Source organism: Nocardia sp. NPDC052112 (assembly GCF_040680135.1).
Classification (GTDB): domain Bacteria; phylum Actinomycetota; class Actinomycetes; order Mycobacteriales; family Mycobacteriaceae; genus Nocardia.
Map to the genome: position 1 here is coordinate 78,238 of NZ_JBFAWD010000024.1, position 14,901 is coordinate 93,138.

A 14,901-nucleotide genomic window follows, 5' to 3' on the forward strand; every position below is an offset into this window, starting at 1 on the left:
CGAACTGCTGAATGGGGTCGCAGGCCGCGACGTCGCCAGCCAATTCGATCGGAACGACCGGACCGCGCCGGCGGATGCGATCGAACGTCTGGAACACCGGCTCGCCGGCGGTCGGCAGCTGAATGGCGGACTCGTTCATGATGTCTCCCAGGGTGCGATCGGTCAGGTGAGACCCGGCCGGGTGTGCCCGACCAGTGTCGCGCGCGCCCGCTCATCGGACCTGGGAACCGTGATCCGTTGCCTCGCAACGAAACTTTGACGCCACCTCGCCGAAGTTCGGGCAACTGCCATCAGCGCCCACCTGCCCTAGCCTTCGGCACCGTCATCTTCCGGCCAGCTGTCCTCGATGACGAGGCGGCCGAATTGCATTGCCTGCGTGTACTGTTCGGCGACTACGGCGGTGGGGTAGGTGGGCCAGTAGGAGATGGCGCCGGTGGGTTTATCGATGACGCAGACCGAACCGCCGATGACCGGTGGGTGTGGGGGTTTGTGTGGGTCGATACCCGGTGGTGGGGGGAGGATGGCGACGACGGTGAAGCCCGCGTCGAATTCGGTGAGCAGGTGGCTGATGCCGGCATCGGTGGGCAGGTAGTGGTCGGCGATGCGCTGTGCCTCGGCGAGATCCACCGGAGTATTCGCCTCGGTGGGGTAGGCGTGGATATCCATGTCTGCGAACTTACGGCCAAAGGCCAACGGGCCGTGGTTATTCGAAGTGGACGGTGCCGATCATCCGGCGGGCCAGGGCTTCCGGGTCGGAGCTGTCACCGAGCGCCGAATCCTGTAGCGCCCCTTCACGCCACAGCGCCGCGAAGCCGTGGACCAGTGACCAGGCGGCGAGTCGGGTGGCTTGTTGCTGTTCAGCGGTGTTGTCGGGCTGCATGACCGAGACGCCGGAACGCAGCGCCGCACCCGCCGCGGTCCGGGCGGTGACCAGGCGCTCGTCGTCGGCGTGCAGTAGCTCGCGCCGGAACATGACATCGAAATGACCGGGATTTTCGCGCGCGAAGCGGGTGTAGGCGACCGCGACCTCGCGAAACTCCGGCCCGGCCGCGGCCAGCTGCGCGGCGAGCAGGTCGAAGCCTTCGATGGCCAGTGCGGTCAGTAGCCCCGCGCGGTCGCCGAAATGGTGCGCGGGGGCCGCATGCGAGACATCGGCCCGGCGGGCCAGCCCGCGCAGAGATACCGCGTCGACGCCGTCGGTCGCGATCTGGTCGGCCGCCGCGGCCAGGATGGTGGCCCGCAGATCTCCGTGGTGATAACCGCTCTTCGCCATGTCTCGATGGTCGCCCAAAATCTAGCCATTGACAAGTTCCCCGCCCAGACCTAATCTTGTCACTGTCAAGATTAGGTGCTCGACCCACAGGAGACTCTGATGGCACCGTTGGTTGTACTCATCGTCATCGCCGGACTCGCTCGGTTCATCGGCTGGCTCGGCAACCTCGGTTGGCTCGACTCCTGGCCGCACGCCGCCGCGCTCGGGCTGGCCGCGATGTTCGCGCTCACCGCGAGTGCGCATTTCGTCGAGCCGAAGCGCGGCGCGCTGGTCGCGATGGTGCCGCCGCGGCTGCCCAACCCCGCGGGCTGGGTCACCCTGACCGGCCTGCTCGAAATCGGCGGCGCGATAGGCCTTTTGATCCCACCCATTTCCGAACTGGCGGCCGCGGGCCTGATCCTGCTGCTGATCGTGATGTTCCCGGCGAATATCCGTGCGGCACGGGCGGATATCGGCATCAAAACCATGCCGCTGCCGCTGCGCACCGTCGTTCAGCTCGTCTTCCTCGGCGCAGCCACCCTCGTGCTGCTCGGCTGATCCGCGGAACCGGTTGCTGGCACACTGAATTCGGTGTGCCAGCACTGTTATGTGCGCCCCAGGTGTCCCGTACGGCTCCGCGACCGCCGACGTGCGGCGCCCGGCCGCGAATGGCCCATGATTTCGACACCGACCCGTGGCGGTTGCTCGGGTACGACCGGCAGTCCGTGCCACAGCGCCATGGCATGGGTGTTCACGTCGGTATCCTCCGACGGGCACGAGTTTCGCGGTCGAGAGGGCATCGATGACATCACTGGTTCCCGCGGCATTCGGCTGGCTGGTGCTCGGTTACGTCGGCGCCATCACGATGGGGCGGCTGATGTTGTTGCGGGACACGATCATCGATCAGCTCATCAATCGGAACCTGGTCTGGAGCATCGCCGCCCTGCTCTGGTACCGATGCGACTCGACGCCGAGCGTCACCAGTCCGGTCTACGCCCTCGCATCGGGCTGCGTGGTCATGACGACCATGCACCTCTATGTCATCGCGCGATACATTCGCGCCGAGACCGAGCCGACGGCGGTATGGCAGCGGCTGCGTCGGTGCGGTTACCTCGCGGCGGCTGCCACCGTCGTCATGCTGCTCGCCGGGATGGCGGCGCAGGACAACGGGCGCCCGGTCGATCTGAGTGCGCACGGGCCCGCGGCGATCTTCGGGATCGCCTATGCTGCACCGCTCGCCGTCAATATGGTCGTATTCCTGCTCGGGGGCATTCACGAACTCCGCCTCGGCAACCTGAGCGTCAAGATGCAGTTGGTGTGCTGGATTCTCGCCAGCAGTGGCGGCTTCGTCTTGAGCAATCAGACACTGTCCGCCGTTCAGCTGCTGACGGGACGACCCGACCTCGGTCCGCATTTGCCGCGCGGCGAACTCGATTTCGTGCTCTGCGTGATTCTCAATGTGACCCTGCTCGCCATCCCTTTGTTCAGCACTTTGCTCGCGCTGGCAGGTTGGGACCGCGAGGGCCGAATCTGTCGCCGACTGCGGCCGCTGTGGTGCGACCTCACCGCGGCGGTACCGGCGATAGTGCTACCCGCCGACGCGCGACACGGTGCGGATCCGGTCGCCCGACTGTTCCGCATGACCGTAGAGATCCGCGACGCACTGCTACACCTCGGTTCCTACCTCCCCGCCGCGCCCGCGCAACCGCCCAATCAGGTCGAATCAGACTGGGAAATAACCGATTACGCGCACCGTCTCGCATACGCCGTACGTGCCAGAAAGGCAGGCGAACTGGCCGTCGTGGTCGGATCCGGCCCGCGACCGCGCGTGACCGCCCATGATTTCGACACCGAAGTCCGGCATCTGCTCCGCCTCGCCCGCGTCTGGCCGAAGACCGCGGTGCGATGAAGCTCGCATCGGGTGCTACGGGCCGCACCCGGTCATAGGCTGTATCCCATGACCTACAAGATCGTTTCCCGGCAGTTCGACCTCGAAGTGGACGGCTCAACCCTGAATGGCTATCTCGCTCGCCCCCAGGGCACCGGCACATTTCCGGCGGTTCTGGTCGGCGCCGAGCTGTGGGGACTCACCGAGGACGCGCGTCGGATCGTCGATCGGGTCGCCGCGCTCGGGTATGTGGCCTTCGTCGTGAACGTCTATCACCGCTCGGGTCCGGAGACGGCGGCGGGCCTGGCCGAGACCGACGAGAACCGGATGCGTGCCTTCGGCCTGCTCGACGAGCTGACCCGCGATGGTGTCGAGGCCGACTTCCGGTCCGCCATCGCCTATGCCCGCGAACACGGCGGCGCCACCGATAAGACCGGTGTGCTCGGCTTCAGCCTCGGTGGCCATCTGGCCTACTTCGCGGCCACCCGACTGGAGCTGGATGCAGCGGCCGTCTTCTACCCGGGCTGGCTGACCACGGCGGGCACCGCGCTGAGTCGGCCGGAGCCGCTGCTGGCGGCGACCGAGGACATCGCCAAGGGGGATGTGCGGCTGGTGCTGTTCTTCGCCGAACTCGATCACGTCATCGACGCCGCGCAGCGCGAACAGCTCGAGACGGCATTGAATCAGGCCGATGTGCGGCACGAATCGGTGGTGTACCCGGGCGCGAGGCACGCTTTCTTCTTCCCCGGCCGGGAGCCGTACGACGAAGCCGCTGCCACGGATTCGTGGCAGCGGACATCCGAGCTGTTCGCTGCCGAATTGGGCTGAGCCCGAGCCGAATACGAGCCGAGCCCGACCGGCCCTGTCTCCCCCTCCGAAGACAGGCCCGATCGGGCTGTAATAAATATTCCTCGGAGCACTTGACAGGGCCTTAACGGAGCCTTAATGGCGACGTGTCGAGCGGATCAGTGCCGCTTGACGCCGAGTTGGGCCAGGAATTCGGCATTGGTCGGGGCCTGGCGCAGCCCCTCCAGCAGCAGTTCGATGGTCTGCTGACCGTCCACCGCGGCGAGGGTGCGCCGCAGCAGGTGGGTGGCCGCCAATTCGTCCGGGGTGAGCAACAATTCGTCCTTGCGGGTGCTCGATTGGGCGATATCGACGGCGGGGAAGACCCGACGGCTCGCGGTGGCGCGATCCAGTTTCAGCTCGGCATTGCCGGTGCCCTTGTACTCCTCGAAGATCACGGTATCGGCCAGCGAGCCGGTCTCGACCAGGGTGGTGGCGATAATGGTGAGCGAGCCGCCGTTCTCGAAATTGCGTGCGGCGCCGAGGAATTTCTTCGGCGGCGCGAGCGCGGCGGCATCGACACCACCGGAAAGTACGCGCCCGGAGGACGGGGCCGCGTTGTTGTAGGCGCGGGCCAGGCGGGTCAGCGAGTCGAGCAGCACGACGACGTCTCGCCCCATTTCGGCCTGGCGCTTGGCATGTTCGATGGCGAGTTCGGCCAGTGCGATCTGCTCGCGTGGCGTTTGGTCGAACGTGGCGGCCGCGACATCGGCGGGAACCGACCTGGCCAGATCGGTGACCTCCTCGGGACGCTCGCCGACCAGTACCAGCATCAGTTCGCACTCCGGGTGATTCTTCGCGATACCGTGCGCGATCGCTTGCAGCACAGAGGTTTTGCCTGCCTTGGGCGGTGCCACGATGAGTGCGCGCTGGCCCTTGCCGATGGGCATGACCAGGTCGGTGACCCGGGTCGTCATGGCATGCGGTTCGGTCTCCAGGCGCAGCCGCTGATTGGGATAGATGGGGACGAGGTCCTCGAAGTGGGGCCGGGCCGCGGCGCGTTCGGGATCGTATCCGTTGACCGATTCGATGCGGACCAGCGGGTCGAGCTTGCCGCTGCGCGCCGGCTCAGCCATGCCGACGATGAAATCGCCACGGCGCAAACCGAATTCGCGGATCAGCCGGGGTGGCACATGCACGTCTTGCGGACCCGGGAGGTATTCGTCGACCCGGAGGGCGGCGGCACGGTTGTCGGCGATGTCGAGGATGCCGCTGACGGATCGTACGGGGCGCGCAGCGTCCTCGGCCGCCGCATCCCCGTCGTGTGATACGGGAAATGTGTTGTCTTTCATGGTTTTTCCTTTGCGTGGGATACGGCGAATTGCCGTGTGAGGCAGCGGCGACGTGGCGCGCTGCGGTGAATGTCCCTGTGGGGCTCCGGGAACGGGGTGGACCACCATGCGTGGTCGGGAAGCGGAGAGATCCTGTGGGAAGCCCGGGGCTCTGAGCGGCCGGGATATCAGCATCCACAAGGACAGGGCCGAGGATACATCGTCGAACGGCTGTTGCGCAATGGTCACAGCCCGGCCACGACGACCGGAGCGAGCCACATTTTCGTATCGGTAGCCGATCATGCGAAACGCCGCGGCGGTGTATCTCGTATCAGTGGGTATCCGGCCGAGACCGATCGACGGTAGGAGCTGCAATGGCCGAGTTCGAACCGTTCTACCGGCAAGTCCAATCGCACTACGACGTCTCCGACGACTTCTACCGACTGTTCCTCGACCCGTCGATGACCTACAGTTGCGCCTACTTCGAGCGTGACAATATGACCCTGGAGCAGGCCCAATTCGCCAAAATAGATCTCGCGCTCGGCAAATTGGATCTGCGGCCCGGGATGACCCTGCTCGATATCGGATGCGGTTGGGGCGCAACGATGTTCCGTGCGGTCGAGCGTTACGGCGTGAAGGTCGTCGGCCTCACCTTGAGCCACAATCAGTACGAGCACGTCCGCTCGGAGATCGATCGGCGGGGTGTGGCAGGTGTCGAGATTCTGCTGCAGGGCTGGGAGGAATTCGACGGATGTGCGGACCGGATCGTCAGCATCGGCGCGTTCGAACATTTCCGTCGCGAGCGATACCCCGCATTCTTCGCGCGCTGCCACCGCATGCTTCCGCCCGACGGCCGGATGCTCCTACATACGATTATCGGCCATACACTCAACGACCTGCGTCGCATGAATATTCCGGTGACCAGGGAAGCCGCGCTTTTCCACATCTTCATCAAGCGCGAGATCTTTCCCGGCGGACAGCTGCCCCAGCCCACCGAGGTCACCCGTCTGGCCGGACAGGCCGGATTCGGCACCGAGCGGATCCAGCCGCTGCGGCTGCATTACGCGCGCACGCTGGACTACTGGGCCCAGGCATTGACGGACCATCGCAGCGAGGCGGTGCGGATTGCCTCCGAGGAGGTCTACGCGAGATACCTGAAGTACCTCACCGGATGTGCCCAGTACTTCCGTAGCGGGCACATCGATGTCATGCAGTTCACGATGGTGAAATGAACCCGGCGGGCCTCGGATCAGAGTACGGCCTGGGTCTGGGTCACCTTGGCGACGAGTTTGTCTGCGTCATCATGGATTTCGGTCTCCACTACGATGAAGGACCGTCCCGCGTGCAGCGGTCGCGCCGACGCGATCGCATAGCCGGAACGCACGGCCCGCAGAAAATTCGTCTTGGACTCGACCGTCGTCGTACCCTGCTTGCCCTCGGGCAGATTCAGGAATGCACATACCGCGGCGGTCCCATCGGCGAGCGACATCAGCACCCCACCGTGCAGTACCCCGCCCAGCGTGCACAGCGATTCGTCCCAGGCGATCCGGCTGCGCACCAATGCGGCGCCGTGTTCGAGCACCTCGACGCCGATGCGCTCGGTGAACGGCATGGACTGGTGAAAGAGCTTGGTGCCCGCCTCATCGATCATGAAGTCAGCCTGCCCGATAGATCCGGCGCGCGTCGATTACCCCCGAGGTAATGAGCAGTACGAGTAGCACGGTCGCGCCGCCGCAGAGCAGCACTGTCCCGGGCGAGGTCCGATCCACGATCACCCCGCCGACCAGCGCACCGATGCAGAAGGTCGCCTGGAACGCGGCGGTGAACAGCACCGACGCCACCTCGGGCACATCGGGCAGCGCACTGGCGAACCAGGTCTGCAGCACCACCGGCACACCGCCGTATCCGATACCCCAGACGATCAGCAGTGCGACTGTGCCGAACTCCCAGTGACCCAGCACCGGCAGTAGCAGCATCGCGGCCGCCATCGCACTCGCCGCGAAGCCGAGCGCAAGCCGGGGACGGCCCAACATGGTGCCGCCCAGGAAGTTCCCGGCGATACCCGCGACGCCGTAGATCAGCAGCAGCACCGTGATCGTGCCGGCACTCACCTCGGTGACCTGTTCCAGGAACGGCGTGACGTAGGTATAGGTGCCGAACTGTGCGATCACCACGAAAAACGTGGCCGACAAGGCGATTCGGACACCCGCGCCGCGCAGGCCGAGGCGCAGCGTGGTCAGGTGAAGGGCCTGTTCGGTGGGCAGTGCGGGCAGTGCGACCGCGAGCAGTACCAGCACCACCGCGGACAGTACGCCCAAGACGACGAACCCGGCGCGCCAGCCCGCGACACTTCCGATAAAGGTGCCCGCGGGCACGCCGAGCACCGAGCCGAGCGGAACGGCCGAGAAAATTACCGCTGTCGCGCGGTGTACCAACTCCGGCGGCACCAATCGTCCGGCCAATCCGGCCGCGATCGACCAGTAGCTGCCGATGGTGATCCCGATCAGTACGCGGGAGGCCAGCACCACCCAGAACTGCGGCGCGTTCGCAGCCACCACATCGGCGATCACCAGCAACAACGTGCAGCCGCACAGCGACAGTCGGCGGTCGATCCGTGCGGCCGCGACCGTCACCAGGGGCGCGGCGATCGCGGCGAGCAGACCGGGCAGGGTCAGCATCAGCCCCGACATGCCGTCGGAGATCGTGAAATCGGCTCCGATCGAGGTCAGCAGGCCGATCGGCAGAATTTCGGTGGTCACGATCGAGAAGATGCCGAGCATCACCGCGACGACGGCGAGCCACCGGATCAGCGGCGGCCGGGTGATGACGGCGGGGGCGGGCTCGAGAGCAGTGGACATGCGCTCCAGTCCAGCAACTCCGGCACCCCGAGTGCTGGCGGGTTCAGGCCGCGAATGTCGGTGCCGTGCCGCACTATTCGACGCGAGCCACGATGCGCGTTGTGCGGCCTGACAGGCATCGCACAACTGGCATCGGTGTGCTACGAGCTGAAGAACTGGATCGCGTTGGCGGGCACACCGACGACGATCATGCCCGCCGCGGGCGCCGAGCGTGACGCCCGCGGCGGCCCGGCGTGGCACCTGCCGAACGGTCCGCCGACGAACAGCGCGGGCATGCCGACAATGCCGCCCGCGACACCGCCGAGCACCGCACCGGTGACGGTGCCGACCAGGGTGCCGCTGGTGGTGGCCGGACCGAACCGGGTGGCCGCGGTGCCGAGCGCGGCATCGAATCGACGGCGCCGACCTCCTTGGCGTCAGCTCAGCCGGGCGACGACCGCGCGCGGCAGATGTGGCAGCACCACATCGACGAGTCGCCACGGCCACCCCGGCACGCAAGCGCGAATCCGCTCCCGCTCGATCGCCCGCACCATCGCCGAGACGCCCTTTGCCAATGGCGCGACCATGCGTGCGTCACCGGCCTGCGCCGCCATATCGGTGGCGATGAATCCGGGAAGCAGTGTGGTCACCGCAATCGGTGAGTTCGCGAATTCGACCGTGAGCGCCGCACCGAGGGCGGCCAGTCCGGCCTTGCTCGCGGAGTAGGCGGCCTTCTTCCCCGGCAGACCGCGTACCGCGCTCATCGAGGACACCAGCACCAGGTGACCCGACTCCTGACCGCGAAAGATCTCCAGTGCCGCCTCGGTCTGGGCGAGGGCGCTGACGAAATTGGTGGTGGCCGTGGCGAGATTGGCATCCGTGCGACCGGTGCCGATCCGTGCGCCCTTACCGATACCGGCATTGACGATCACCCGATCCAGTCCGCCGAGTTCATCGCGCAGTTCCGCGAAAACCCGCGGGACGGCCGCATGGTCATCGACGTCGAGCGCACGGACCGCGACGGTAATGCCCGGGTGCGCGGCGGTGAGTTCGTCGCGCAGGGCCGCGAGCGCATCCAGGCGTCGAGCGCACAGGGCCAGGTCACGGCCCTTGGCGGCGAATTCCCGCGCCATGGCTGCGCCGAGTCCGGCGCTCGCGCCGGTGATCAGGATCTTGCTCCGCGTCATGGTTGCGAACCATAGCGGTTACTGAACGCGAGTCAATATCCCTGGGTTCGACTCAACCGCCGAATGAGCCCGTGCTCGGCGGCACCATGTGCCAGGCGCCGCAGTTCACGGTCTTGAAGGCGACATCGGTCGGTGCGATCTCGGCTCGGACCGGACTGTTCCTGGTGAAGTCGTTATTGATGATGTAGTGCTGATCGGTGTTATCGCCTTCGACCTTGCGCAGCCGCCGCCAGTCGCAACCAACGGCCGGGTCTGGGGTGCCCGGTGCCTCCCAGGTACCGGGGAAGATATCGACGCCGACCAGGTAGACACCATCTTCGGTGATGGTGTTGCGGGGCTGGGCGGCCGCGGTTCCGGTGCCCAGCAGTGTCACGGTGGACGCCATCGCCCCCGCGATCACGAGCGTGCTTGCACGCATACTGCTGTCTCCTCGAGTTGTGCTCTGGCCGCCACTGGCGGCTGACCTGCGGAGATCCCCGAATCTCCGGGGCCAAGGTCTACCAGACTCGGCGGTCGATTTCGGTGGAATCGCGAGATTCCGGCCGGCGGTGATTCCACTCGCGCGGATTCCCGCGATATCTGTTGTATGAGTGGTATTTGTCCGGTGGTCGGCGTCGCGGGCCGGCGGCCGACTTGCGGGACGGCATGTGCTGGGCTCTGTACCGACGATGGGTTGGCCGCCGTGCTTGCCGCGGACCGGGCACTACTGCATTGGCGCGCCATGCGTGGACTCGGCGATTCGGGTCTCGCCGAACAGGCCGTGCAGGAGACCCTGCTACGGGCCTGGCGCTCCTGCGCGGTGTTCGACGAACGCAAGGGCACGGTGCGCACCTGGCTGCTCGCCATCGAACGCAACGTCATGATCGATATCGCCCGTGCCCGCGCGGTCCGGCCCGCGGATGCCGGATGGGACGAGATCACCGAGCTCAGTGCTGCCCGCTTCGCCGATCCGGATTTCGCCGAGCGCCTCGTCGACGGTCTGCTCGTCGCCGATCTACTTGCCCGGCTGCCCGAATCGCAGCGCGTCGCGGTGGTGGAGGTGATCCTGCGGGACCGGGCCTATCAAGAGGTGGCCGATGACTTCGGCATTCCGGTCGGCACGGTCAAGACCCGGGTGCACTACGCACTGCGGTCGTTGCGCCGCTTGCCGATCGGGGCTTGAGTCCGCTCCCGCATTCATCCGGCAATCGGCGCCGCGCGGCGGTGCGAACCGGGTTTTGGTCGTCTGATCAGCGAGAATGTGCCGATTTAGATCGATAACATTTCGATAACGTAGCTTGCTTTGCTGATGCTGGCGTTGCCAGAGTGAACCACTGGGTTTGGTGTTACTAGTGGGAAGGGAGGGGTGCTCCGTCCCGGGGCACCGACACCGCACATGAAGCCAAGCATCATCAGCACCGGTATCTGCGGCGCCGTGACGGCCGCCGTCGTGGTGACGCTGTCGGGGCTGGCCCCGGTCGCGATCGCCGATCCGACATCGCCCGATATATCCACGAAACTCGTCGGCAAGACAGTATTCCTCGACCCGGGTCATCAGGGTCCCAACCACGCCGAGAACTTGGCGAGGCAAGTCGGCAATGGTCGCGGCGGCACCAAGGACTGCCAGACCACCGGCATGACCACGGTCAACGGCGTACCCGAGCACACCATCAACTGGAAGGTGGCCGACCTGGTCCGGGCTGCGCTGCAGGATCTGGGCGCCAAGGTGGTGCTCAGTCGTCAGGACGATTCCGGCTGGGGCGGCTGCGTCGACGAACGCGCGCAGGCCGCCAATGCCTCCGGTGCCGATGTCGCGGTCAGCATCCACGCCGATGGCGCACCCGCGCAGGACCGCGGTTTCCATCTGATCGTGCCGCAGCTGCCGATTCCGGATCCGAAGGCCGATCAGGTCCAGTCCGGACCCGGTCTCGCGGCGACAAAGGCCGTGCGTGACGCGTATCTGGAGGCCGGATTCCCGGCCGCGAATTATGCGGGCGCACAGGATGGTCTGCAGACGCGCGCCGATGTGGCCGGTCCGGCGATGACCACTGTGCCGGATGTGTTCCTCGAGATGGGCAATGGTGCCAATGTCGAGGACGCCGCACTGCTGGAGAGTCCGGAGGGACAGGTCAAACACGCCCTGGCCATTACGACGGGCCTGGTCGGCTTCCTGCTCGGAGCACCGCAGCAGGCGGGGGCGGTTCCGGCGTACACCGGTTCGGCGGCCGATCGGCCTGCCTCGGCTCCGCCGTCGGATACCCCGCCGGTCCAATCGGTTCCGCCGGCGCAGTCGGTGCCGCAGGCTCCCGCCACGCAGCAGGTTCCCGAAGGAACGCAAGCGTCGGCCATCCAGCAGCCGCAGGCCGTTCCCGAACCTGCGGCGGTGCCGACATCGGACGGGACGGTGCCGACGGCGCCCGCATCATCGGATCCGCCGCAGGGGTACACACCGGCACCGGGATACGCGCCGCTGCCCAGCTCCCCGGATACGCAGACACCGGGGTTGGCGCAGTCACCCGGTGCGCCGCAAGGGGGTTCACCGCAGTCACAGGGCTACGCACCCTCGCCCAACTCGCCGCAGTCACAGGGCTATGGATTGTCGCCCAACTCGCCGCAGTCACAGGGTTACGGATTGTCGCCCAACTCGCCGCAGTCACAGGGTTACGGATTGTCGCCCAACTCGCCGCAGTCACAGGGCTATGGATTCGCGCCCAACTCGCCGCAATCACCAGGTGCGGCCCAAACGCCCGGTTCCCCATTCGTGCCGGGCCAGACCGCCCCGAGTACGACCGGTACCTTGCCCGCGCTGGTCGGCACGATCATACAAATGATGCTGCCGCTGGCGACGTCCCTCGGCATGGACAACACCGTGATCACCTCCGAGCTGATCAACCTCGCGTACACATTGGCCAGCACCCTGCTCGGCCCGACCAAGTAATGCAGTCGCCCGACAATGGACATGGACACGAGTAGACCGCATTCGTAACCACCACGGAGCGAGTCTTACGAGCGAGGAGTTCGCGGCCTGTCTCGCGTCCGAGCCGTCGAAGCGCATGCGACGAAGTCGCGAGTCTCGACGGCTCGGACGCGAGACCGAAGGGGGCCGCGAACACGCAGCGCCGAAGGCGCTGCCGAAAACACTAGACTCAGCCGGTGGCCCCGCCGATTCCTGTTCTGATTGTTGCCGGGTTTCTCGGATCCGGGAAGACGACGCTGCTCAACCATCTGCTGCGCAATAACCGAGGCACGCGGATCGGGGTGGTGGTCAACGACTTCGGGGCCATCAATATCGATTCCATGCTGGTGGCCGGACAGGTCGATGCGATGGTCTCGCTCGGCAACGGCTGCGTCTGCTGTGCGGTGGATGTCGGTGAACTCGATGAGCTGTTCACCAGGCTCGCGCAGCCGCGTGCCAAGATCGACGTGATCGTGGTCGAGGCCAGTGGGCTCGCCGAGCCGCGCAATCTGATTCGGATGGTGGTGGGCAGCGAGAACCCGCGCATCCGCTACGGCGGTCTGGTCGAGGTGGTCGACGCCGAGCAGTTCCCGGATAGTCGCGAGCGTCATCCCGAACTCGCCACCCATCTGCGGCTGGCTGATCTGGTGGTGCTCAACAAGGCCGATCGGGTGGTGCCGGAGCGGCTGACCGGTTTGCGGCAGGAGATCACCGACCTGATCGGCCAGGTGCCGGTCTACGCGACGACCCGAGGCCGCATCGACCCGGGCCTGCTCTTCGACGAGCCGCTGCGGGAAATCCCCAGCGTCGCCGAACAATTGAGCTTCGACGAACTGCTCGACGACCACGACCACGACCACGCCGAGCACCGCCATCTGCACGACGACTACACCAGCGTGTCCTTCAGCAGCGAACGGGAATTGGATCCACGCCGCCTGGTCGAATTCCTCGAGGATCCGCCGCCCGGCCTGTTCCGCGCCAAGGGATTCGCGGCCTTCGGGGTTGCGGCCGAACGCCGTAAGTTCGTGCTGCACATGGTCGGTCGCCACATCGTCTTCGAACCGGACTCCTGGTCGCGCGGCGAATCGCGCATGACCCGATTGGTGCTGATCGGTGCGGGGCTGCCCGCCGACGCGGCACTGGCGCGACTGCACGACACGGTGCACACCGCCGCCGAACCGCTGGATGAGCATGCCATGCTGGGTATCTGGCGCTATGCCCCGCACTGATGCCTCGAAAGATTGGCGCGTTCTGTTGGAAGCTGGCGCGTTCGGTACTTGGCGCGGCGATCGCGCGGACATAGAACTGAGATATTGCCCCGCCGCGCGCGGCAGGTGCGCAACGGAGCGAAAGTGGCACGCGCGGCGTCGGTTCGGCCCAAGAACCGTAATCGACCGTATTTGTCTCTACGACCGATTGGAGAGTTCCGTGTCAGAGACCTGGGAGAGTGCCACCGCGTACGTGGTCGCCGCGCTGGAGGCCAAGGGCACCGCGACCCGTGACGATTTCGATGTGCCGGCCATAGTCGCCGCATCCCGGGATATTGCCGACAGCTGGGATTTTCGTGCCATCGAGGATGCGACCTTCTGGCGGATCGCGGCGACCTTCCTGAAGGTCTGACCGGGCCCGACGGGGCAGGATGCGGTGCGTGGGGATGCGGCGGATCAGGCCGGTAGGTCGGATCGGTACATGAGTTGGGTCATGGATCGTCGACGGGCTGCCCGCCGCATCGAACCCACATCCGAATATCCGAGCAGTTCGGCCTGGCGTGGTCGGCTCAGTGCGGTCCCCGCCACGCTCGCCTGCGCGAGCCGGGCATTGCGCGCCCGCTCCAATTCCATCCGCCAAGTGGTGCCGGCCTCCATCAGCCGACGCTGCAGCGTCCGCGGGCTGGTGGCGAGCCGGCGGGCCACCCGATCCAGCGATACCGTGCCCTCCGCCAGCGCCTCGGCCAGCACGGTCGCCACTCGATCCGGCCATGCGGTCGCCAAGGGCGGCGGTGGCGGGAGGGCATCGGCCAGCGGTTGCAGCACGGCCGCGAGTACGGGATCGCTGGTGGTCAGTGGTAGTTCCATATCGGCGGCGCGGAAGGTCATGGCATCGACCGGTGCGTCGAATTCGATGGCGGTCGTACCGAATACCTCGACGAATGTATCGATTTCGGCCGGTGCCTGCTGCCGCAGTGTCACCCGCAACGGAATCAGCGGTTCGCGGACCACGCGTCGTGCTCGGCTGAGCACCGCGGTCAGCCCCCACAACTGGGTGAGGTCGCGGCCGCGGCCCTCGCCATCGATCATGTCCAGATAGAGCGTGACCTCATGTTCGTTCTCGACGACCAGGTCGAAGCGGTGATTGGTGGTCACCGCGGCCACGTACGGGCCGCAGGTGGCCAGGCCCGCACCGAGTGTCGGCGCGGTGGAGAAGAGATAGTCGTAGAGGCCGAGGCTGCTGAGTTTGTAGCGGCTGGCCACATGCAACGCGACATTCGGATCGCCGAGCCCGTGTTCGCCCAGTTCCCAGAGTCGCGAGAAGGTGTGACTCGGCAGGTGCACGTCCGCGCCGACCATGGTCCATTCGGGTAGGCCGGTGTCGCGGATCAGCCGATCTCGATCCAGTCCCGCATCCATGAGCTGCGAGATGACGAATCTGTGCAGCAATACCTGATCGGTTCCCAATGCGCCCCTC

Annotated in this window: 16 protein-coding genes and 1 pseudogene; 8 read left to right on the top strand and 9 right to left on the bottom strand. The window is 66.2% G+C overall.

All coding sequences use genetic code 11. The annotated features are described in order from the left end of the window. Positions 1–306: 306 nt before the first annotated feature. Together AB0L58_RS34455 and AB0L58_RS34460 are read right to left on the bottom strand one after the other, a co-directional pair. Positions 307–666 carry a hypothetical protein gene (locus AB0L58_RS34455; protein ID WP_364393669.1) on the bottom strand — a complete coding sequence of 120 codons (360 nt, stop codon included), beginning with the start codon at positions 664–666 and terminating at the stop codon, positions 307–309. Between the two features lie 37 nt (positions 667–703). Then, entirely contained in the window at positions 704–1,273 is a 570-nt protein-coding gene (locus tag AB0L58_RS34460) for a TetR/AcrR family transcriptional regulator (RefSeq protein WP_364393671.1), read from the bottom strand. 99 nt (positions 1,274–1,372) lie between these two features. Between AB0L58_RS34460 and AB0L58_RS34465 the strand changes: the two genes are divergently transcribed. The 3 genes from AB0L58_RS34465 to AB0L58_RS34475 all read left to right on the top strand — a co-directional run bounded on the left by AB0L58_RS34465 (position 1,373) and on the right by AB0L58_RS34475 (position 3,968). Next, on the top strand, positions 1,373–1,810 hold the full coding sequence (locus AB0L58_RS34465; RefSeq protein ID WP_364393673.1) for a DoxX family protein: 438 nt from the start codon (positions 1,373–1,375) through the stop codon (positions 1,808–1,810). A 244-nt stretch (positions 1,811–2,054) separates the two neighbouring features. Next, on the top strand, positions 2,055–3,161 hold the full coding sequence (locus AB0L58_RS34470; protein WP_364393675.1) for an MAB_1171c family putative transporter: 1,107 nt from the start codon (positions 2,055–2,057) through the stop codon (positions 3,159–3,161). Positions 3,162–3,209: 48 nt separating this feature from the next. Beyond that, positions 3,210–3,968 (top strand): dienelactone hydrolase family protein, encoded by a 759-nt coding sequence (locus AB0L58_RS34475; protein ID WP_364393678.1) that lies wholly within the window; start codon positions 3,210–3,212, stop codon positions 3,966–3,968. 137 nt (positions 3,969–4,105) lie between these two features. On the opposite strand, the pseudogene AB0L58_RS34480 reads toward AB0L58_RS34475, so the two are convergent. Beyond that, positions 4,106–5,203 (bottom strand): annotated as a pseudogene (locus AB0L58_RS34480) (transcription termination factor Rho, short form); the annotation flags it as partial. A 428-nt stretch (positions 5,204–5,631) separates the two neighbouring features. Here AB0L58_RS34480 and AB0L58_RS34485 point away from each other — a divergent pair. Next, on the top strand, positions 5,632–6,489 hold the full coding sequence (locus tag AB0L58_RS34485; protein ID WP_364393680.1) for a cyclopropane mycolic acid synthase family methyltransferase: 858 nt from the start codon (positions 5,632–5,634) through the stop codon (positions 6,487–6,489). A 17-nt stretch (positions 6,490–6,506) separates the two neighbouring features. Here AB0L58_RS34485 and AB0L58_RS34490 read toward each other — a convergent pair whose 3' ends face one another. The 5 genes from AB0L58_RS34490 to AB0L58_RS34510 form a co-directional block, all read right to left on the bottom strand. Beyond that, a complete protein-coding gene (locus AB0L58_RS34490) occupies positions 6,507–6,908 on the bottom strand; it encodes a PaaI family thioesterase (RefSeq protein WP_364393682.1) in 402 nt (133 codons plus the stop codon). 4 nt (positions 6,909–6,912) lie between these two features. After that, positions 6,913–8,115 carry an MFS transporter gene (locus tag AB0L58_RS34495; RefSeq protein WP_364393684.1) on the bottom strand — a complete coding sequence of 401 codons (1,203 nt, stop codon included), beginning with the start codon at positions 8,113–8,115 and terminating at the stop codon, positions 6,913–6,915. A gap of 140 nt (positions 8,116–8,255) precedes the next feature. Continuing rightward, entirely contained in the window at positions 8,256–8,423 is a 168-nt protein-coding gene (locus AB0L58_RS34500; RefSeq protein ID WP_364393686.1) for a hypothetical protein, read from the bottom strand. A gap of 108 nt (positions 8,424–8,531) precedes the next feature. Beyond that, entirely contained in the window at positions 8,532–9,281 is a 750-nt protein-coding gene (locus AB0L58_RS34505; protein WP_364393689.1) for an SDR family oxidoreductase, read from the bottom strand. Between the two features lie 52 nt (positions 9,282–9,333). Beyond that, complete coding sequence (locus AB0L58_RS34510) at positions 9,334–9,699, bottom strand: hypothetical protein (protein ID WP_364393692.1); 366 nt, start codon at positions 9,697–9,699, stop codon at positions 9,334–9,336. A 264-nt stretch (positions 9,700–9,963) separates the two neighbouring features. On the opposite strand from AB0L58_RS34510, the gene AB0L58_RS34515 reads away from it, so the two are divergent. From AB0L58_RS34515 to AB0L58_RS34530, 4 genes are all read left to right on the top strand, one after another. Continuing rightward, the gene (locus AB0L58_RS34515) at positions 9,964–10,443 is read left to right on the top strand and encodes a sigma-70 family RNA polymerase sigma factor (RefSeq protein WP_364393763.1); all 480 of its coding nucleotides are present in this window, start codon (positions 9,964–9,966) and stop codon (positions 10,441–10,443) included. 213 nt (positions 10,444–10,656) lie between these two features. Further along, positions 10,657–12,198, top strand: coding sequence for an N-acetylmuramoyl-L-alanine amidase (locus AB0L58_RS34520; protein WP_364393694.1), 1,542 nt, complete (start codon positions 10,657–10,659; stop codon positions 12,196–12,198). 215 nt (positions 12,199–12,413) lie between these two features. After that, a complete protein-coding gene (locus tag AB0L58_RS34525) occupies positions 12,414–13,445 on the top strand; it encodes a CobW family GTP-binding protein (RefSeq protein WP_364393696.1) in 1,032 nt (343 codons plus the stop codon). A gap of 199 nt (positions 13,446–13,644) precedes the next feature. Continuing rightward, positions 13,645–13,836 (top strand): hypothetical protein, encoded by a 192-nt coding sequence (locus AB0L58_RS34530; protein ID WP_364393698.1) that lies wholly within the window; start codon positions 13,645–13,647, stop codon positions 13,834–13,836. A gap of 44 nt (positions 13,837–13,880) precedes the next feature. On the opposite strand, the gene AB0L58_RS34535 is transcribed toward AB0L58_RS34530, so the two are convergent. Next, positions 13,881–14,891 (bottom strand): AraC family transcriptional regulator, encoded by a 1,011-nt coding sequence (locus AB0L58_RS34535; RefSeq protein ID WP_364393701.1) that lies wholly within the window; start codon positions 14,889–14,891, stop codon positions 13,881–13,883. Positions 14,892–14,901: the final 10 nt, after the last annotated feature.